Consider the following 19,570-nt stretch of genomic DNA (forward strand, 5'->3'; position numbering starts at 1 on the left):
ACCGGGAAGGGTTTGGGAAGAAGAGACCAGCGGCGATATCGACTTCGCCGCAGCAACATCCGACCGTATGCGTCCTCGAAGGGACACCCTCGCCGGAAGCTAGCGTTGGACGACGTGAAACGAACAGTGCCGGCCGAACGCTCACCTCATAGGTCGTGCTTCCAGTGGAGGGTGGTGACCAGCTTGCAGCATCAGCCGGTGTCGGGACCGCGAGTACCGTCCGAAAGCTTCGAGGACTTTTGCCGTGCCGAACAGGCTGGCCTGCTGCGCTTCGCTCGCGTAGTGACCGGGAATCGCGAGGACGCCCTGGACGCGACCGCGGACGTCTTGTTCTATGCGTACCGGCACTGGCCAAGGATACGTGCCATGGAAGCGCCGGTCGCCTACCTCCGCAGGGCCATCACCAACTCGCATCTCAGCACGCGCCGAGCCAAGGATCGTCACACCCGCGTTACCCCACTGCTGGCGCGGTCCGAAACCGACCCCGCAAACATCGCCGCAACGTATGCAGATTCGGCCGCGGTCGCCGACGCACTTCACCACCTCAGCCCCAGAGACCGAACCGCGCTTGTCCTGCGCTACGTCCTCGACCTGGACGACGCAACGATCGCGACCGAGATCGGCGTGCAACAGCAGACCGTGCGCGTCGTGCTGTTCCGCGCCCGGCGAGAGCTCCGCACTGCACTGAATCACCAGCACAACGATCAACAGGAGCAGCAACGATGACGAACGATCATGACAACCCGGACGATCAGGCCCTGCGTACCGCCCTGAGCATGATCGCCGACGACACCGATCCGGCCGCGCTGACCCCCCGCATCGATTCGCGGATCACCCGCCACCGGCGGCGACGGGCCATCGCCGCGAGCCTCGGCGTGGCAGCAATCGTCGCACTCGCTGTCATCGTGCCGGTCACCGTCCACCACGCGAAGGATGCACCGCCGGCGAGTACCGCGCCACCCGCACACCGCACGACGACACCACCCGTAGGCACGCCGATCCCAACAGGTCCCGGGGCAACAGCCTCCGGACCGCCTGTCCCCAAGTCGGATCACAACCGCGACACCAAGGTTGCCGGCCTCACCGCCAACGCCACGATCTCATTGGCGGGGTGCAATGCACCCTTGCCGCAGATCCCCGCAGCCGACCCCGACCTGACCCTGACGATGACCTCTGCGGACGGCCCGAACTGGACTGTCTCCGGAACCAACGCCGCAGACACGCAGGTCATCTGGACCGAAGGCGGCGGCAACGTCGTCCTCATCGACGATCAGGACCACCTGGCCTTGGCCTATCCGAACTCTCTCGGCCTCCTCACTGCCGAGCGACCGCTACAACCCGGGGCATCCTGGCTGGAGAAATTCCCTAGCAACCATCACCAACTCGCCTTCTGCACAGGGAACTCGACGATGGATCCGCCTGGATCAAAACCACGCCTGAACCCCGGAAGGTACCGCGCGATCGGCGTCTCCAGCATCAACGGCAACGATCGGGTGACCGAACCCATGGCACTGATCGTCGATAGCGCCGGACGAATCCGGCGCGGCTGAGAGGACGCGATCGGGCGGAGCCTGCAGCGCTCTACGAGTCGCCTGCGTGCCTCCAATGAAAAGCGGCGAGTTCGGGTGAATCATCGGCTTCGATGAATATGGTCACGGGTTCGCGGTCCCCAGGCCAATAAGGGCCGGGTCCACGTCCGGGACCGCGAAGCGCGGGTTTGCGCCAGCAGCGACCACACGCATCACAAAGCCAGCGGCTTCCTCGGCCTGCCTGGCAGCGCTCAACCCGCCCAATACCGCGGCCCGCGCCCCGAGATCACCGATCAGCGCCGCCGTTCGATTCAGAGCGCCTGCGTCGTCACCACAGATCGCGACAACCGGCGAGGCGCCTACCTCGCCGGCGAATGGCCAGGATGCGCCGGCGAAGAGATGCAGTGCCTTGACCACGTGGGCGCCGACCGCGAGATTGGCGACTAACTCGGCGGCCGATCCGGTCTCCGGAAGCAAACGCCCGGTCGCGAAGTCCACAGCGTTGGTGCAATCGATGACGGTCGTCCCCGACAGCATCCCGTCCGGGCCACCGACGAGTCTCAGCGCTTCCTCCAGCCCGCCCCAGGCGATCGCAACCACGATGACCTCGGCCTGGTCTGCGAGCTGGCCCGGGTCGATTGGCGTCGCTGCGTCACCGATCCACTCCGCGGCGGCCTTCGCGCGATCGGGGCTACGGCCCGTGACCACGATGGAGTGCCCAGCGGTGGCCCACGCTTTCCCAAGTGCCACCGAAAGGTTTCCGGTCCCCAACAGTCCGATATTCACCATGATCTCCTTCGTCTCCTGAGGTGTCATGAAGACGCTAAGGGGCCGGCTCCTACCAATCGGTAGGAGCGGGATGGGAGACTGGGCTGGTGAACGAACAGGGCTGCGAGACCTTCATCTCGGACTGCCTCGTGCGATCTGCGGTTGAACTCCTCAACCACACGTGGGACCCGGTCGTCGTCTCTGCTCTGCGCATGGGCCCGACCCGCCGAAGTGTCCTCTTGGACCGCATCGCCGGGGTGAGCGACAAGATGCTGACCGAGTCCCTCCGACGTTTGACCGCGCGCGGCCTGGTCGAAAGAACCCCACGCGGATCGGGGCGCGACGCTGCCGTCTACGACCTCACCCCGTTGGGAGTGTCCTTCGCCAACGGTCCTTTGGCCAACCTCGCCGAGTGGGCAGCGGAGAACCAGGTCGACCTGTCAGCAACGTTATGATCCGCCCGCAACGGCTAGTCGGTGACCACCTTGACGTTGAGGGCCGCCACCGCAGACTTCACCGGTTGGTAGAACGTGGTGCACGATCCGGCCGCACCGGACAGCACACCGTAGGCGACATGCCCGCTGTACACCGCTCCGCCGCTGTCTCCGCCGCCGGCGCACATATTCGTCTGCACGAGATTCCGGACCACGGTGCCGTTGTAGCTCACCGCGACGCCCACCGCTGTGACCTTGCCGCAGGTGGTCTTGGTGGTCCGGCCGCTCTTGCAGGTGCGCATTCCCTGCACGCTGTCGCCGACCTTGGTGATCTGGTAGGCCTCGTTCCGGGTGGTGGCCGCACCGGCCTGCACATAGACCAGTCCGCGGGGCAGCTTCCATCCCGATGGACTGTCGATCCTGATGATGGCCATGTCGCCGCCGGCACCGAACACCTTGTTGTACATGGCACCGATCCGGTGCTTGCTCTTGTTCGCGAAGTTGGTGTTCCACACCCCGCCCTTGGCGCCGCAGTGCCCGGCCGTCAGCAGGTAGTAGGCGGTCCCGGTGAGGTTCACCGTCACGAATCCGGACGAACACAGGGTGACGTAGCCCGCGGCGGCCGGCCCCTGGATCTCCACCCCGCCGCGTAACGGGGCATCACAGAAGTTGCCGGAACAGGCGAGTGGATCCGGTTCCGCGGCCAGTCGTCCGAGGGTGACGGCCGACCGCAGTGCGGCCGGCATCTTCGCCAGCGCACTGCGCTGCCGGGCATCGGGGGCGCCGGAAATGTTGAACCGCACCGTGTTCGCCGCAAAGTCGATGCCGACGCTGGCCCGGTCCGCCGGCACCCGTCGCTCGATCCAGTCCGCGGCAGCGGCCAGTTGAGCTGCCGAATGCCGCACGGTGACCACCCGCACCGAGGCGATGCCACAGCGGGCAGCGGTATCGGCGATCACCGCCGACGCGCTGCCCGAGGTCGTTCCGGTCACGACGGCGTCGGAACCGTCCCCGGCGATCCAGATCCCGCCGAACTTCTCCGGTAGACCGCTGCGCAGCCGTTGGCCGACCACTGCCGCCGACTGCTGCGCCGCGATCCGCCGTTGCGCCTCCGGCACCGACACCCGCCGTTCGGCGGCCAACGCGCCGACGGCCGGGTCCGCCACCGATGGCCTGGCGGCACACGAGGGATCGATGATCAGCGGGTGTGCGGCCGCGGCCGGCGCAGAGAGGACCCCGCCGACACCTACCGCTCCTGCCACTACCAATCCGGCAACAACCAGGGCGAACCGACGGGACAGGGCAACCACGAAGCCTCCACGAATTTCTGCTCCGCCCCGACTGCGGATAGGTATTCGTCGAGCCTGTCGTCGTTACGCACCGTTACCGCGCCGACTGGCAACTTCCTGCCAGAGCCGTCACCCAGCGTCGATGAAAGCTCTTGCCCTCTCACTCTTTTGCCGTCGAAGCGCCCCATTCTCGGCACTCTCAGTGATATTCCGGAGTCGGGTGCCTCAGTTGGAGATGACCACCCGGTCGGTTCCGGCCCGGCCGAACGTCTCCGGCGCGTAGACCTGTTCCGCCCTGGTCGGCGGGGCGACGAAGGTGCCGGCCGTGGTCGCCCTGGCCAGGTAGCTGTAGGAATACACGCCGCCCTGCAGCCAACCGGCGAACGCCTCCGCCCGGTCGGTCCGCAGGTTCTGGTGGTCGTACCAGGTCGGGGACCAGCCCCAGCGTTGTGCGTTCTTGGCCGCGGCCGACTTCGGGTCCAGATCCTTCGGCGTGGTCGCCAGTTCCGGATTGAGAATCTGCAGTCCGGCCGGCAGCGGGTCGATCAGTGCGACATGGCTCTGCGCACTCCTGGACACCAGTTGCACCTGCACCCTGACCCTGACCCCGGCCTTGATGTGCCAACTGCCGTCGGCTGCGCGGGTCACGTCGGACGGGTTGTCGGCCCCGGAGTAGCTGCGGGACACCACGAAACCTCGGTCCAGCGGCGCGAGTTGCAGATTCGTCGGCGCGGTCTGCAGCGCGAGTCGGTAGTACAGGGTGCCGGTGCCCTGGTTGCGCACCGTCAGGGCGGTATCGCCGGTGCTGACGAGTTCCTTCGTCGGGATGCTCACCGCGCCCTGCTCGGTGGTGTGACCGGTGAAGTCGTGTTGGCCGGCGAACCGGCCGCCCAACCAGACACCGGCGACGAAGTCGGGGGTGGTGCTCTCGAACGCGTCATAGTAGTGACGCAACGCGAGCAGGATGAACCCGTTCTCCTGCACGTTGTTCCACCGCCCGCCGCGCTGCGCGGCCATCAGGCCGGCCACCACCTTCGGGATCAAATCACTGTCCGGCTGCACGGTGACCAGGGCATCAAGGATCAGCCCGTCGGTCCGGCGGTCGGACTGCAGCGTGGTCCAGGCGTCATCGGTCACCTTGTTGGTGAAGGTCACCGAACCGGCGTTGTCGACCGCGGCGTTGCCGATCCGCTGCAGCAGCGTCGACTTGACGGCGGCGTCGGTCACCACCGGCAGCAGCCAGGCCACCGCGTCCAACGGCAGCGCGGCACCCCGGCGGTCGACCATCGTCTTCGCCGCGGCGGAATCGGTGTCACCGGCCAACATCCGGATCCGCAGCGCGTAGGCATTCAGGGTGTCCCTGGTGGCCTGGCTCGCGGTCTTCGGGATGTGCGAGTCGATCGCCTTCAGATACTTGGTGGCCCTGGCGATCCGGCTCTGCGGCACCTCGGATCCGTAGGCCTTCGCGACCAGCAGCGCCTGCGTGGCCTGGATGGTGTTGAACGGGTCGGTCTCCTCGCCACGCGTCCAGTACGGGAAGCCGCCATCGTCGTTCTGCATGGCCAGCAGCTTCGTCACGTCGGCGTTGACCAGGGCCTTCAGTTTCGCCGCTGACGGCAGGCCGGGCGCCGAGAAAGCCTGCAGCACGTCGCCGAGTGATCCGATGGCAATGATCTGCGATGCCAACGCATCCGAGCTGTCGTAGTCGTAGTCGGCGAGGTAGCCGACGGCGTCGGAGAGCTGCGCCAGCGCGGTCGACGAGGTGCTGATCTGCAGCCCACCGAACTGGTCGAAGACTCCCTTCGGCGCGCTGACCGGCTGCTGCACGGTGGTGTCGCCGTCGACGATGCCGTAGGAGGCAAAGGTTTCCGTGGTCGCCGGGGTGTACACCGGCAACTCAACGGTGGCGGCGTCGGCGCTGTTGCCGCCGACTGCCACCACCCGGAATCGGGCCGTGCCCACCTGGTCGGCGGCGACCGCGAAGTCGACCTCGACCCGCCCGTTCGCTGGCACGGTGACCCGCTTGCCGGCCGGACCGGTCAGCTTCAGGTTCGCGGTCTGCAGCACCACATCGGTGGACAGGGCAGTCCCCGTCCGGTTCTGCAGGAGCACCGGCAACTGCAGGGTGTCGCCGAAGTTCAGGAACTGCGGGGCTGACGGCCGGACCGTCACCGGCAACCCGGCGGTGATCGTCGACTCGGCAGTGCCGAAGTCCGTGGCGCCGGCCACCGCCACCACCATTACCCGATAGCGGGTCAGGTTGTCCGGCAGCGTGACATCGATAGTCGCTCGACCGTCGGAGTCGGTGGTGGCTGAGGGCCGGAACAGCGCCAGCGGCTCGAAGTTCTTCCGCTCCGCGATCGGAGTGCCCGGTTTCGAGGCGGCGTTTGCGTCCCCGGCCGACAGCGCCGTGCCGTTGGTCTTGCGCTGATCCGTTGCCATCGGCGCGGCCGCGGACCCATCGCTGCCCGAGGCCGACGCGGATTCGGAAGCGCCGCCGGCGGCTGCGGCGCTGGATGCGGCCACCGTTGCCCCGCCGTTCTGAGCGGCCGGCGGGTTCGGGTCGGTCAGTGCCACCATCGAGCGTCCGTACAGGGCATTGAGCTGGTTACTCGGTTGCGGGTAGAAGGCCTGCAGCGGGTCCGGTAACTGGTAGCCGCCGAGCGCCAGGATCGCCTCGTCCGCCACCACCACCTCGAACTCGCTGTCGGCCACCGGCTTTCCGTGTTGATCGGCGACCGTCACGTCGATCCGGGTCTTGCCGCCGGGCGCGACGGTCTTGTCCTTTGGGGTTGCCGTGACCTTCAGGGTGCGGCTCTGCGTGGAGACGCCGAGGTCGATGCCCGCGGTGGCGTACGCCGGTCGCGGCGGCACGGTGACGCCCGAGCCGTTGTCCGACCGCGGAGCGGTGCCGACCACCTCGATCGACAGCGAGACCCCGGGGACGTCGTTCTCGGTCACCGGGACGTCGACCACCGCCGAGCCGTCCCGCACCGAGAACGTGATGGTCGAGGCGATCCCGTTGTGCAGCACCGTGAGCAGTCCACTGCCGGTGGTGATCGGCGACTGGACCAGCAGCTCGGCTGTGTCACCTGGTCGGTACTCCTTGCGGTCCGGGACGATGGTCAGCTGCTGGCGCTGCACCGAGTTGTCGATGGCCTGGTCGGGTCCGGCGACCCATCGGGTCAATTGGCTGCGACTGGTCCGGCCGGACTTGTCGGTGACGGTCGCGGTGATCCGGTAGGTGCCGGCCGCCGCCGGGGTGAAGGTGCAGGTCACCGGCCCGGTGGTGGAGGTGACCCGGCAGTTCTTCACGTTGGTCTCGGTGTCCACCGAGGTCCCGTTGTTCCAGCTGGTGGTCACCTTGGCGGCCCGGACGTCGATCGTCAGCCCGGCGGTGGCCGCACCGTCGATGTCGGTGGCGATCGCTTGCACGGCAAGGTCCTTGCCCTGCTGGACGAACGTGTCGGTCGACGACAGGCCGACGTAGTAGTCGGCCGGGTGCACCAGCAGATCTGTGCTGCCGGCGATCGCCTGCCGGTTCACGTCGGTCACCGTGGCCTGCGCGGTCACGGTGACGGGCAGCCCGGCGAAGTCCGCTCCCAGGTCGCCGACCTTCACGTTCAGGTAGTCGGCGCCCTTGCCGTCGGTGGTGCCGGAGAGCCTCTGCACCGTGCTGGAGTCGTCCTCGACCGGCCCGCAGCAGTCCGAGTAAGGGTCACCGTACGGTCCGGCGTACGGGCCACCGCGGTACATACCGCCGGTGTCGTAGCCGAAGCCGGGGTTGTCCACGTCCCACCAGGGCGTCCAGATCCCGAAGGTGAATCCGTTCCAACCGGGCGGCGCGTAGGTCGCCGCTGCTGTGCGGACCTGCCAGTCGACGGTGGCGTCACCCAGCGGTCCCCCGGCGTAGTAGGTGGCGTCGGCGGCGACGGTCAGATCGTTGCCCAACACGTAGGGTGGATCGCTCTCGCCGTGGGTGTCGACCTCGAAGTCGGGCGTGCGGAAGTCCGCGATCTGGAAGTTGTGGTAGTAGTAATTGTCGCCGACGCCGGTTACTCCGATGATCCTGAACTCGATAGTGGCGCCCCCCAGGTTGGCCCCGGCAGGGAGGGCGGCGGTCAGGTCGAATCCGCCGAGGGCGCTGACATCCGTGCTGCCGTGGGCGATGTCGTTTCCGTAGCCGTCGCGAACGGTGTACCGCACCGTGCTGTTCTTCGGCACCGCGGACAGGGTGCTGGCCACCCCCGGCGCCTGCAGCCGCACCCAGCCCTTGACCGACACGGTCTCCCCCGGACGGTAGGTCTGCCGGTCGTCGTTGACGTACCAGAGCAGCCGACTCTGCGCAGGTTGGCTGGTCCAACTGTTCCCCCACATCATCGAGGGCAGCAGTGCCGTCTGGTCCCCCTTGGTGGCCAGCAGGGCGGTGCCTCCGCTGCGGGTGAGGTCCATGGCGGCGATGCCGTGGGTGTCGGTGGTCGCGGTGCGCGCGGGCGCGGCGGTGCCGCTGCCGTCCAGCATGGCGACGCCGACGCCGGGCAACGGGGCGCCGTCGCGCAGGTCGGTGACCCAGGCCCGCAGCCCCGTTCCGTCGTCCAGGGCGTCGATGCCGATCGTGCTGGTCTGGGCCCAGGTCATCGTCGGCCGGTTCTGCCAGGCCTCGTTCTGGGTGAAGGTCTCGGCGTCGGTGGGTTCGATCAGCACCACCAGGTTCTTACTGGCGCCCGAGGCACCTCCCGCCGCAGCCAATGCCTTCGCGAGATCGAGATCGGTGGCCACCACCCGGTTCTGGGCTCCCTTGACGGCGACCACCCGGTCGATCAGCACCGGCCAATCGGGCGTCGCCGGCAGCTCGTCGGCTCGGTTGCCGGCCTGCGCGGCGGCCACGTAGAACCGCTGGAAGGCGGGCCAGTCCTTCGGCGACACCGCAAACAACCGCTCGCGGAACTCCTTGCGGTTCACCGTGTTCACCGCGAGCCTCGGGGTGTCTACCAGCGGATCGAGGGTGGTGATGGGATTCGGGAAGGGGTCCATCCGGGTGGTCGCCGAACCGATCCGGGCGGTGCCCTTCGCCGCAACCGAGAGCTTCTGCCCGAAGGTGTCGGTGAGACCGGCGGGCACCGTCACCGTGTAGAGGGTGTCGGCCGCCGTCGCGCCCTGAAGGTAGATGTCGGTGCCGGAGACGCTGATCTCCACGCCGGGGAGCTCCGGGCTGATCTTGATGGTGGTCGGGTCGAAGGCCTTGCGGTCCAGATTGTTGTTGAAGGTCAGCCTGATCGCCTGCCCGGGTTCGCAGCCGTCACACAGGGTGCTGCGCAACGCCAGTGCGGCGTAGGTGTGCCCGCTGAAGGTCGCGGCTTTCGTACTGGTCCGTTGACCCTCGGCGGACGCGGTACCGGCAGCGAAGGTGACGGTGACGTCCTGGTCGGCCGGCAGCTCCGTGGTGGGCCGGAACGCGACCACCCGACCGTCGGGGGCGGCGCCGGCCACCTTCGACGCGGCGGCATCGGCGGCCAGCTCGGCCGCAGTGGCCAGGCGGATCGGCCGATCGGCACCGTCGGCCGCCAGGGTCGTGGTCCGCAGCACCGTCGCCGGATCCACCTTCTGGTCGAAGACCGCCAGGAAGATCGGGTCGAGCTCCATCGACTTCCCGGTCGGCTCGAAATGCGTGACCTTCGGTGGCGGGGTGCTGAAGGTGAAGGTCGCGGCCTTGGTCAGCGCCGCCCCGGCGGCCGACTTCATCCCGGCCGGAACGGTGACGGTGTAGTCGGTGGCCATCGGCAGCCGGTCCAGATCGGCGGAGTCGGCGACGAACCGCACGGTGCTGGTGCCGATCCACTGCCACGAGCCGGCGACCTTCGGGCTGATGGTGATCGGCACGGTGATCGCCCCGACCTGCCCGACGGTGCCGACCGGCACCATCGGCTGGTTGAAGGTGACGCTGATGAACGGCGCGATGCTCACCGCACCCTGTGGCTGCATCCGGAGCACCTGCAACGGCCCGGTCGGCGTGGCAACCGGCTTGTCCGGCGGGTTCTGGCCGTCCTGGTCGGCGTTCGGGAAGGTGATCGGCACCCGCTTGCCACCGTTCGGCTTCACGATGGACTGGGTGGGCCAGCGGAACGACTCGGTCAGCTGCTTGTCGGTGGCGAACTCCGGCAGCCGTGCCACGATCGCGGCGACTCGGTCCGCAGCCAACGGGGTGCCGTCAGCCACCGTGACCGGCGCGGCCGGCTGCTGCGCCCGACCGGCGCTGAGCTTCAGCCCGACCGGCAGCACCGCCCCGCCTCCGGCGTTCTGCCCGGTCCCGTTCTGCCCGGTTCCGTTCCCGCCCCCGCCGGTCCCGTTCTGCCCGGCACCGACCGGATCGGTCGCGCCCTGGCCCGCCGAACTGGTGGGCCTGCTGCCCGGGTCGGCCGCCTGCGCGGTTCGCGGGTCGGGCTGGTGAGTCAGCGCGATCCAGACCAGCAAGGAGGCGAGCACCACGAAGGCCGTCAGCGCCGCAACCCAGCGCCGGTACCGCCGTGGCTGAACAGGTCCGATCATGCCGCGCCTCCCAGCGGCCGCCTCCCGCGAGACGACGCCGCAGCGGGATGACGGAACGGCCCCTTTGCGAGGTTGCACCGATTTCCAGCGAGTTCGGGTGCCGCCGGAAGTCGCCAGATGTCGTCGGCAGCCAACCCGGCTGATCGGGAGCCGCCCCCGAAGCGCTCGCCGCCCGAACGGGTCGGACACCTGTCCCATGGTCGGATAAGCTCACCCGAGCACTGCCAATGACAACGATGTCAGCTCTCTGACGAAGGAGCAGGATTCCATGCGATGGTCACGACACCGGCGGCGTAGCGCACTTGTCCCGCCGACCCGCTATCGGCTCGGGGGCTACGCGGCGGTCGCCGCGTTGCTGCTCGGCGTCATCACGCCGGCCACGGTCTCTGCCGCAGGTCCCACCGGTGACGCAAGCCCCGGCCAGCGATCTGAACTGGCGTTGACGCAGTACGTCAACCCGTTCATCGGCACTGCGGTCCCGCGGACCAGTGGCTATGCCGGCAACATCAACCCGGGCGCCAAGGTGCCCTTCGGCATGGTGAACTTCGGCCCGGACATGCCGCGCACCAACTTCAACGGCTCCGGCGGCTACCTGACCGGAGCGACGGCCACCAGCGCCAAGATCAACTTCTTCAGCCTCACCCACCTGAATGGCGTCGGCTGCCCAGGGCAAGGCGTGGTCGGGATGATGCCGTCGTCGACGGCCACGTCCGTCGCCTCGGCCGCCGGTATCCCGTCCGGCGTGGGGTTCCGGACCGCGACCGAGTCGGCGGCTCCTGGCTTCTACTCGGTCGCGCTCGACAACCAGGTCGAGGTCGCGCTGACGGCCACCAACCGCACCGGGATGGCGCGATTCACTTACCCGGACAAGAACTCCGGCTACTTCTCGCTGGACACCCGGCTCAACGGGAACAGCAACTCCCGGGGCAGTGCCGGCAAGATCTCGGCGAACAACACGTCGCTGACGGTGAGCGACGACGGCCGGCAGCTGTCCGGCAAGACCGTCGCACCGGCGTTCTGCACGCCGTACGGCACCCCGTTCAACTCCAACGTCTACTTCTTCGCCGAGTTCGACAAGCCGCTGCGGGCCCAGACCGGCGGAACCGTCAACACCGTCACCAACGGTTCGGCGCTGCTGCAGTACGACCTGACCGACGCCGACCCGACCCTGACCATGCGGGTCGGGATCTCGTCGGTGAGCGTGGCGAACGCAAAGCTCAACCTGGACACCGAAAATGCGACCTCGACGTTCGGCCAGGTTCGGGCCCAGGCCGACGCGGAGTGGAACACCCGGCTGAACACGGTCCAAATCGATCAGGCCGCCGATCCCAGCGCGCTCACCGGAGACCAGCGGGACGCGCTGACCAAGTTCTACACCGCGCTGTACCGGGTCTTCGGGTCGCCGACCACGTACTCCGACGTGAACGGGCAGTTCCGCAGCATGCAGGCGAGCAGGCCACTCCCGACCGGGGTGGACGTCACCGGCAGCGTCCCCGACCGCCCGGTGGTGAACGTCGCCGACTACACCTACACCCGCCCCGACGGCAGCACCGGCAGCTATTCGACGCACTATTCGGGACTGTCGATGTGGGACACCTACCGTTCGCAGGCACAGCTGCTGGCGCTGTTGGCACCCAAGGAGGCCAACGAGGTGATGCAGTCGCTGGTGGTCGATGCGCAACAGTGCGGCGCCTTCCCGCACTGGGTCGACGCCAGCGACGACTCGACGCCGATGGCCGGCGACAACGCCCCCCCGGTGCTCGCGGGCTCCTATGCGTTCGGCGCCACCGACTTCGACGTGACCACCGCAGCCCGGCTGGTCAAGCAGTCGGTCTTCGATCCGCAGAGCAACTGCAACGGCAACGCCAGCATGCCCAACCAGCAGCAGTACCTCACCGACGGCTACTACCCGGACGCGTCGTCGGCGAACATCGAGCGCTACACCAGCGATGAGGCTGCGGCCGAATTCCTGGACGCGGTGCCGCGCAAGGTGTTGGCGGACCCGTCGGTGCAGGTCAAGCGGGCCGACATCACCGCGCTGCGCGACCGGGCAACCTGGTGGCGCAACATCTTCGACTTCCAGAACGGCACCATCGCAGCCCGCAAGGCGCCGGCCGTACCGGGCGAGCCCGGAGCGCTGGAGGCCGGCTCGTTCCACGAGTCGACCGAGCCGAACTACTTCTGGGCCTTCGGGTTTGCCTGGCCGGAGCTGATCACCGCCATCGGTGGCAAGGAGAAGGCTGTTGATCGGCTGAACCAGCTGTTCTCGATCGACTCAGGTCTGACGAAGGTGCCCACCGCCGCCCAGCTCAACGGCGGCCAGGACTCCCAGGGCTTCTACATCGGCAACGAGATGGGCCACCCGGCGCCGTGGGCCTACAACTGGGCAGGCGCGCCCGCCTCCACCCAGTACGTCGTACAGCAGGTGATGAACACCGCCTTCACCACCGGCCGGGACGGACTGCCCGGGAACGACGACATGGGCGCCACCTCGAGCTGGTACGTGTTCGCCGGTCTCGGCATGTTCCCGGTGGCGCAGGCGAACGGCGGCGTGGCACTGTCGACGCCGCAATTCCCCGGGATCACCGTGTGGCTGGGCGATCACCGGATGCGACTCGAGACGGACAAGGATGCGGGCGAGGCGCCGTTCATCCAGTCGCTGCGCGTCGATCACGGCAATCAGTTGCGATCGTGGTTGCCGCTGAAGAAGTTCGCCGACGGCGCGGTGCTGCAGTACAAGGTCGGCAGCGCACCGTCTGCCTGGGCAACCAAGCTGTCACCGGTTCCCGGTAGGTGACACCCGGCTGCCCGCCAACCACCCCGCCGGGGTGGGTGGCGGGCAGTCGCCCCTGCCCCCCAACCCCACACTTGTTGATCATCGTTCGCTGCTCCGGCGATCCGGACCTTCGGTCGGCCCTGTCGGGCTGGGCGCCATGATCATCGGGAGCGCGCCGTCGCCGCGGTCAGCTGTAGCGGTGGTTCTTCTCGGCGTGCCCGGCCGGCCGGCGGCAGTTACGGCCGTTCATGCTGCGATGCCCGCACAGCGCCTCGACCGGCTCTTCGGCGGCCGGTGCCGCCGGCGCGCCGATCTGCTCGGGCGTCTCAGTGGGTTCGGGTGTCGCTGCCCCGACCTTCTTCGCCCCGGCCGGCCGCTTGCGCGGGGCCGCGGGCGCCGTCACCGGTTCCGTCGCCGACCTCGCGGCTGCACTCTTGGCACCCTTGGTCCCCGCCCCGGCAGCCGCATACCGAGCCTCCCGCATCGCCCGCATCGCATCAACTTTGCTCACCGACAAAGTCTATCGGTCGCCCCATAGCTCAACAGCGAGATGCGATCAGCCCCATGCCCGGCAACATCACGCGACGCGTTCAACTCCGTCAGAGCGAGATGCGATCCGCACCCACCCCGAACCTCCACCGAGCGAACCAGCACCACAAGGTTTGAAACCCGAGGCGAAGTCGACGCTGATGTGGTCGCGAAAGCGCATAGCGGAACAATGCGAGCGCAGCGAGCGAGAGGGCGTAGCGCCGAGCGACCCCATCAGCGTCGGCGTAGCCGACGCCGGACTTCAACAAACAACTACGAGGGCTTGTGCTGCATCGCCCGGCGCAGGTCGCCGTTCAGGGTGCTGATCACATCGAGCGGGATCTCTTTGGGGCACGCGGCCGAGCACTCACCGATGTTGGTGCAGCCGCCGAACCCCTCGTGGTCGTGCTGGGTCACCATCGAGAGCACTCGGGACGCCCGCTCCGGCTGGCCCTGCGGCAACTCGCCGAGGTGGGTCACCTTCGCGGCCATGAACAGCATGCCGGAGGCGTTCGGGCAGGCCGCAACGCAGGCGCCGCAACCGATACAGGTGGCCGCGTCGAAGGCCCGGTCGGCGTTCGGCTTCGGCACCGGGACGGAGTGTGCCTCGGGGGCGGCACCGGTGTTCACCGAGATGTAGCCGCCGGCCTGAATGATCCGGTCGAAGGCGGAGCGATCGACGATCAGGTCCTTGAGCACCGGGAACGGATCGGCCCGCCACGGTTCGATGGTGATGGTGTCGCCGGAGGTGAACGAGCGCATGTGCAGCTGGCAGGTGGTGGTCACCTCGGGGCCGTGGGCCTGCCCGGAGATCATCAGCCCACACATCCCGCAGATGCCCTCGCGGCAGTCGGAGTCGAAAGCCACCGGGTCCTCGCTCTTGGCGATGAGCTGCTCGTTGAGCAGGTCGAGCATCTCCAGGAACGACATGTCGTCGGAGATCTCGTCGATCCGATAGGTGACGAACTGCCCCTGGTCGCGCTGCGAGGCCTGCCGCCAGATCTTGAGGGTGAAGTTCACTTGTAGCTCCGTTGCTTCAGCTCGATCGCCTTGAAGATGAGATCCTCCTGGTGCAGCACCGGCGGCTGGTTCTCGCCGCCCCAGCCCCAGGCGGCGACGTAGGCGAAGTTCTCGTCATCCCGGAGTGCCTCGCCGTCCTCGGTCTGGCTCTCCGCCCGGAAGTGACCACCACAGGATTCCCTGCGGTGCAGCGCATCGATGCACATCAGTTCGCCGAGCTCGAGGAAGTCGGCGACCCGGCCGGCCTTCTCCAGCGACTGGTTCAACTCCTCGTTGGTCCCGAGCACCCTGACGTTGCGCCAGAACTCCTCCCGCAGTGAGCGGATCAGCTCGACGGCCTTTCGCAGGCCCTGCTCGCTGCGCTCCATTCCGCAGTACTCCCACATGATGTGGCCCAGCTCCTTGTGGAAGGAGTCCACGCTGCGCTCACCGTTCACCGACAGCAGTCTGGTGATCCGGTCGGACACCGAGGCAGCGGCATCGGCCACCTCGCTGCGGTCGGTCACGTCGTCGAACGGACCGTCGGCCAGGTAGTCGCAGATGGTGTTCGGCAGCACGAAGTAGCCGTCGGCCAGTCCCTGCATCAGCGCCGAGGCGCCGAGCCGGTTGGCACCGTGGTCGGAGAAGTTCGCCTCACCCGCGACGAACAGCCCGGGGATGCTGGACTCCAGGTCGTAGTCCACCCAGAGCCCGCCCATGGTGTAGTGCACCGCGGGATAGATCCGCATCGGGGTGGCGTACGGATCCTCGCCGGTGATCCGCGCGTACATGTCGAACAGGTTGCCGTACTTCTCCTTGACCGTGTCCAGCCCCATCCGGTCGATCGCCTCGGCGAAGTCCAGATAGACGCCGCGGCGAAAATCGCCGACCTTCGGGCCGACGCCGCGACCCTCGTCGCACACGTTCTTCGCCTGCCGGGAGGCGATGTCTCTGGGCACCAGGTTGCCGAACGAGGGATAGATGCGCTCCAGGTAGTAGTCGCGGTCCTCTTCGGGGATCTCCCGCGGGTCCTTGTCGCAGTCCTCGCGCCGCTTGGGTACCCAGATCCGGCCGTCGTTGCGCAGCGACTCCGACATCAGGGTCAGCTTGCTCTGGTTCTCCCCGGACACCGGGATGCAGGTCGGGTGGATCTGCGTGTAGCACGGGTTGGCGAAGTAGGCGCCCTTGCGGTGCGCCCGCCAGGAGGCGGTCACGTTGCAGCCCATGGCATTCGTCGACAGATAGAAGACGTTGCCGTAGCCCCCGCTGCACAGCACGACCGCGTCGGCCAGGTGGGTCTCGATCTCGCCGGTCACCATGTCGCGGACGATGATGCCGCGAGCCCGGCCGTCGACAACGATCAGTTCCAGCATCTCGTGCCGGGTGAAGGTCTCGACGCTGCCGGCGGCAACCTGACGCTCGAGCGCCTGGTAGGCGCCGATCAGCAGCTGCTGACCGGTCTGGCCGCGGGCGTAGAAGGTGCGGGAGACCTGGACGCCGCCGAACGACCGGTTGTCCAGCAGGCCACCGTATTCGCGGGCGAACGGCACCCCCTGCGCCACGCACTGATCGATGATGTTCGCGCTGACTTCGGCCAACCGGTAGACGTTCGACTCACGAGAGCGGTAGTCGCCGCCCTTGACGGTGTCGTAGAACAGCCGGTAGACGGAGTCGCCGTCCTCCTTGTAGTTCTTCGCCGCGTTGATGCCGCCCTGGGCGGCGATCGAGTGGGCCCGGCGCGGCGAGTCCTGGTAGCAGAACGACTTCACCCGGTAGCCGGCCTCGCCGAGGGTGGCAGCGGCGGAGGCGCCGGCCAACCCGGTGCCGACGATGATCACCTTGAGCTTGCGGCGATTGGTCGGGTTCACCATCTTGTTGGTGAACCGGTGGGTCTCCCACATGTTGGCAGCGGGCACCTCAGGGGCCTTGGTGTCGGCGATCGGCTCGCCCATCCGGTAGAGCCCCTCGATCAGTCCGTCGGCGGTGGCCGCCGCTGGCTGTCGTGGCGGCATCGCCGCATCGGCCGCCGGAGTCGCGGCGTCCGCGGCGGTGCGAACGTCCTCGGCCGGCTGCAGCGGATCGTGCCCAGTGTCAGTCATATATCGAACCCTTACTTGATGACGCCGACCAGAATCAGAAACGGCGGAACGATGAAGCCGACGGAGACGACCAGGGCGATCGTCAGGCCGAGAGTTTTGGCGACCCGGCGGGACAGCGCCGAGCTGGTCCAGCCGAGAGTCTGGGCTGCCGACCAGATTCCGTGATGCAGGTGCATGGCCAGCGCGAACATCGCCACTAGGTAGATCAGGAAGACCCACCACAGGCTGAAGCCGTTGGTCAACCGGGTGAACGGGCTGTCGCTGTCGCCACCCGGGGTGATGGTGCGGGTGGTGAACTCCAGCAGGTGGAACACCACGAAGGCCAGCAGCGCGACACCGCCCCAGCGCATCCACTTCGCCGACAGGGTGGCCGCCACGGCCTTCTTCACCGCGTACCTGGTGGTGCGGGCCTTCTGCGCACGGTTCCACAGGGTGAAGGCGGCGAATACATGCCCGACCAACGCCAGCACCAGCACCAGCCGCAGCACCCAGAGGAAACCCTGGTACGGCAGCATCGGCATCAGGAAGGTGCGCAGGTGGTGGGCGTAGGTGTTGTAGACGTCCGCGCCGCCGAACGCCATCAGGTTGCCGTACATGTGCAGCAGCACATAGCCGACGAAGATCGCACCGGTGACGGCCATCAGGATCTTCAGGGCGATGGTGGTGCGCCGGCCAAGCGGTGGTCCGGCTGGGCGGCTGGCGGGTGTCGTAGAAGTGACCACGGACAGTACCGTAACCCTCGGCCGGCGCCCGCTCGAGCAAGGTACGCCTATTGCTGCTGGTCGCGGGTCCTGGCAGTAATGAGCGTCACCTCGGACACCGGCACCCGGCGGCGTTGATTACGCCCGAACGGTTACCTCTCGCCGGCGGGGCGGCTGCCGGTCGCCGAGCTCGGCCATGGCCGCCGCCGTCGCTCGGCCCTGGCCGGGCCGACCGACAGCGCTCGAGGGTCTGCCGGGTGCGCCGAAGCGCCCACGACGGCATTGAGCGTGAACTTGTCAACCGGGTCGATCTTGCCGGTGGGGAACAGACCGATCCGGGCATCGTCCCCGTTCGATCCGGCCAGCACCGGGACGCGGCTTCAGCCGCTCGACTGCCGCGTCCAACGGTGGTCCGGCGGGGATGTTGCCGTCGACGACAAGAGCGAAGGCGCTCTCCGTTAAACGGGCCCGCGGGCGCGTGACATGGCCAACAGGACGACCATGTCGCCGCTCCGGTCCACTGGCCGGCGCCACTGGCCGGCGGCCGGGACACCAACGCGAACCGGCCCAGCGCAGACTTCGCAGCGGTTGTCGCAATGCCCTGATGACGCGCCGCCGGTCACGGCCAGCGTGTCGCGTCGCGGCCACGCGGCCGGCCGAGTCTGCTAGCGGGCCAGTTCTTCAATTGCCTGGATGAGTTGGTCCTCTGTCATCGAGTACGCGCCGTCGTCCTGAAAGTCGGTGCTGTCCGGCTTCGGAACGACCTTGCCGTCCTTGATCAGGAACGGTCCACTGCACGCCAGTGCGAACGAACCGGGCAGTGCAGCAGGATCGTCGGCGGGATTCTTCATCAGAGACAGCACGGCGCGATCCCCGGGCATCAGTCGCTGATTGCCGTTCACCGCCCACGGCGTCCAGCTGTCACTCGCAGTGTCGTACTGCCAGCCCTCAACGACGACCACCACGTTGCGACGTTCAGGACCGAATAGCGTCTTGTCGATCGACACGGCGAGTGCGCGGTTGAGAAAGTCACCTTTACGAGGTGGCAACTCGCCGTTGACCTCCTTCGGCGCATCTGTGCCATACACGTTCGCCAGCAGTGGTGTCTCAGATGTCACGGTCGCCAGCACAATACTTTCGCTATCGCGGACCAAATCCGCCAGGTCGCTGCTGTAGGGATCGCACATGGCTTCTACAGCTGCCGGCGCGCCGGTGGCGTAGCGCACGTCCGTGCCGGCAAAGACAGCGGTCGAGTTTCGGGTGGCCAGAATGATCGCTGCGACGGCGACCACGGCCACCGCGCCCGCACCGGCAAGTTGCGCCCGCCTGGTGAGCTTCATCGCGTCCTCCGCTGGGTTCGTGTTGGTGACGTGGCAGTTGTCACGTCCGGTTGCACCGACACGGCAACCTCAATGATCAGTAGTGAGCGTTCAGGTGTGCAGCGTTGTGCGGGCCAACGGACGAAGGTGCGGCGCCATATGCCATGCATCGATACGTGCTGCGACTGGCCGCGCTGTCATTCGCATCCCCCGCCTTGTCTGGGTGCCATAATCCGACAGAGTGCCCAAACTCGTGGCAAGCGGGGAGTGCCCCGGGTCTGGTTGACCACTGATCCTGTGAGGATGAGGTCCTTGCTGGAAGGATGGTCACCATGCCGAAGCCCTACCCCGAAGAGTTCCGCAACGACGTGGTCGCGTTGGCCCGCAAACGCGAAGTCCCCTGGACCCAGATCGCGAAGGACTTCGGGATCTCCGAGGCCTGCGTGCACAACTGGGTAAAGAAGGCCGACATCGCCGACGGGCTGGCTGCGGCGGCGCCGGCCTCGGGCGAGTCCGGCGAGCTGCGGGAGGCCCGCAAGCGGATCCGGCTGCTGGAGCAGGAGGCGGAGGTGATGCGCCGGG

The 19,570-nt window shown here is 67.7% G+C and carries 13 protein-coding genes; 5 read left to right on the forward strand and 8 right to left on the reverse strand.

What is annotated here, in order from left to right:
- Nucleotides 1-174 precede the first annotated feature (174 nt).
- Both K340_RS35540 and K340_RS0126280 read left to right on the forward strand, forming a co-directional pair.
- Nucleotides 175-726 (forward strand): RNA polymerase sigma factor, encoded by a 552-nt coding sequence (locus K340_RS35540; protein ID WP_161632197.1) that lies wholly within the window; start codon nucleotides 175-177, stop codon nucleotides 724-726.
- Nucleotides 723-1,550, forward strand: coding sequence for a hypothetical protein (locus K340_RS0126280; RefSeq protein WP_029138876.1), 828 nt, complete (start codon nucleotides 723-725; stop codon nucleotides 1,548-1,550). Before K340_RS35540 ends, K340_RS0126280 begins: the two co-directional genes overlap by 4 nt.
- A gap of 102 nt (nucleotides 1,551-1,652) precedes the next feature.
- Here the strand turns inward: K340_RS0126280 and K340_RS0126285 are convergent, their stop codons facing one another.
- The gene (locus tag K340_RS0126285) at nucleotides 1,653-2,345 is read right to left on the reverse strand and encodes an NADPH-dependent F420 reductase (RefSeq protein ID WP_084615058.1); all 693 of its coding nucleotides are present in this window, start codon (nucleotides 2,343-2,345) and stop codon (nucleotides 1,653-1,655) included.
- Nucleotides 2,346-2,404: 59 nt separating this feature from the next.
- Here K340_RS0126285 and K340_RS0126290 point away from each other — a divergent pair, with 59 nt between their 5' ends.
- Complete coding sequence (locus tag K340_RS0126290) at nucleotides 2,405-2,752, forward strand: winged helix-turn-helix transcriptional regulator (RefSeq protein ID WP_029138878.1); 348 nt, start codon at nucleotides 2,405-2,407, stop codon at nucleotides 2,750-2,752.
- A gap of 14 nt (nucleotides 2,753-2,766) precedes the next feature.
- Here K340_RS0126290 and K340_RS34885 read toward each other — a convergent pair whose 3' ends face one another.
- Nucleotides 2,767-3,993: a S1 family peptidase gene (locus K340_RS34885; RefSeq protein ID WP_154674496.1), complete on the reverse strand. Its 1,227-nt coding sequence runs from the start codon at nucleotides 3,991-3,993 to the stop codon at nucleotides 2,767-2,769.
- Between the two features lie 252 nt (nucleotides 3,994-4,245).
- On the reverse strand, nucleotides 4,246-10,566 hold the full coding sequence (locus tag K340_RS0126300) for an Ig-like domain-containing alpha-2-macroglobulin family protein (protein WP_029138880.1): 6,321 nt from the start codon (nucleotides 10,564-10,566) through the stop codon (nucleotides 4,246-4,248).
- Between the two features lie 268 nt (nucleotides 10,567-10,834).
- Here K340_RS0126300 and K340_RS33605 point away from each other — a divergent pair, with 268 nt between their 5' ends.
- Nucleotides 10,835-13,363 (forward strand): glycoside hydrolase domain-containing protein, encoded by a 2,529-nt coding sequence (locus K340_RS33605; protein WP_051267702.1) that lies wholly within the window; start codon nucleotides 10,835-10,837, stop codon nucleotides 13,361-13,363.
- Between the two features lie 166 nt (nucleotides 13,364-13,529).
- Here K340_RS33605 and K340_RS0126310 read toward each other — a convergent pair whose 3' ends face one another.
- From K340_RS0126310 to K340_RS0126335, 5 genes are all read right to left on the reverse strand, one after another.
- Nucleotides 13,530-13,853 carry a hypothetical protein gene (locus tag K340_RS0126310; protein ID WP_154674497.1) on the reverse strand — a complete coding sequence of 108 codons (324 nt, stop codon included), beginning with the start codon at nucleotides 13,851-13,853 and terminating at the stop codon, nucleotides 13,530-13,532.
- 290 nt (nucleotides 13,854-14,143) lie between these two features.
- A complete protein-coding gene (locus K340_RS0126315) occupies nucleotides 14,144-14,890 on the reverse strand; it encodes a succinate dehydrogenase/fumarate reductase iron-sulfur subunit (protein WP_029138882.1) in 747 nt (248 codons plus the stop codon).
- Nucleotides 14,887-16,881 (reverse strand): fumarate reductase/succinate dehydrogenase flavoprotein subunit, encoded by a 1,995-nt coding sequence (locus K340_RS0126320; protein WP_051267713.1) that lies wholly within the window; start codon nucleotides 16,879-16,881, stop codon nucleotides 14,887-14,889. The genes K340_RS0126315 and K340_RS0126320 overlap by 4 nt, the downstream gene beginning before the upstream one ends.
- Nucleotides 16,882-16,979: 98 nt before the next feature.
- On the reverse strand, nucleotides 16,980-17,690 hold the full coding sequence (locus K340_RS0126325) for a succinate dehydrogenase cytochrome b subunit (RefSeq protein ID WP_051267703.1): 711 nt from the start codon (nucleotides 17,688-17,690) through the stop codon (nucleotides 16,980-16,982).
- Between the two features lie 644 nt (nucleotides 17,691-18,334).
- Complete coding sequence (locus K340_RS0126335) at nucleotides 18,335-19,009, reverse strand: hypothetical protein (RefSeq protein ID WP_029138886.1); 675 nt, start codon at nucleotides 19,007-19,009, stop codon at nucleotides 18,335-18,337.
- Nucleotides 19,010-19,320: 311 nt separating this feature from the next.
- Between K340_RS0126335 and K340_RS36830 the strand changes: the two genes are divergently transcribed.
- Nucleotides 19,321-19,570 (forward strand): transposase (locus tag K340_RS36830; RefSeq protein WP_029138887.1); only part of this gene is annotated, 250 nt, incomplete at its 3' end.

Source organism: Nakamurella lactea DSM 19367 (genome assembly GCF_000426645.1).
Classification (GTDB): Bacteria; Actinomycetota; Actinomycetes; order Mycobacteriales; family Nakamurellaceae; genus Nakamurella; species Nakamurella lactea.

Excerpts from the sequence above, each read along its gene's own strand:
- K340_RS0126280 (WP_029138876.1), top strand. The coding sequence starts at position 723 with ATGACGAACGATCATGACAACCCGGACGATCAGGCCCTGCGTACCGCC.
- K340_RS0126285 (WP_084615058.1), bottom strand. The coding sequence starts at position 2,345 with ATGACACCTCAGGAGACGAAGGAGATCATGGTGAATATCGGACTGTTG.
- K340_RS0126300 (WP_029138880.1), bottom strand. The coding sequence starts at position 10,566 with ATGATCGGACCTGTTCAGCCACGGCGGTACCGGCGCTGGGTTGCGGCG.
- K340_RS33605 (WP_051267702.1), top strand. The coding sequence starts at position 10,835 with ATGCGATGGTCACGACACCGGCGGCGTAGCGCACTTGTCCCGCCGACC.
- K340_RS0126320 (WP_051267713.1), bottom strand. The coding sequence starts at position 16,881 with ATGCCGCCACGACAGCCAGCGGCGGCCACCGCCGACGGACTGATCGAG.
- K340_RS0126335 (WP_029138886.1), bottom strand. The coding sequence starts at position 19,009 with ATGAAGCTCACCAGGCGGGCGCAACTTGCCGGTGCGGGCGCGGTGGCC.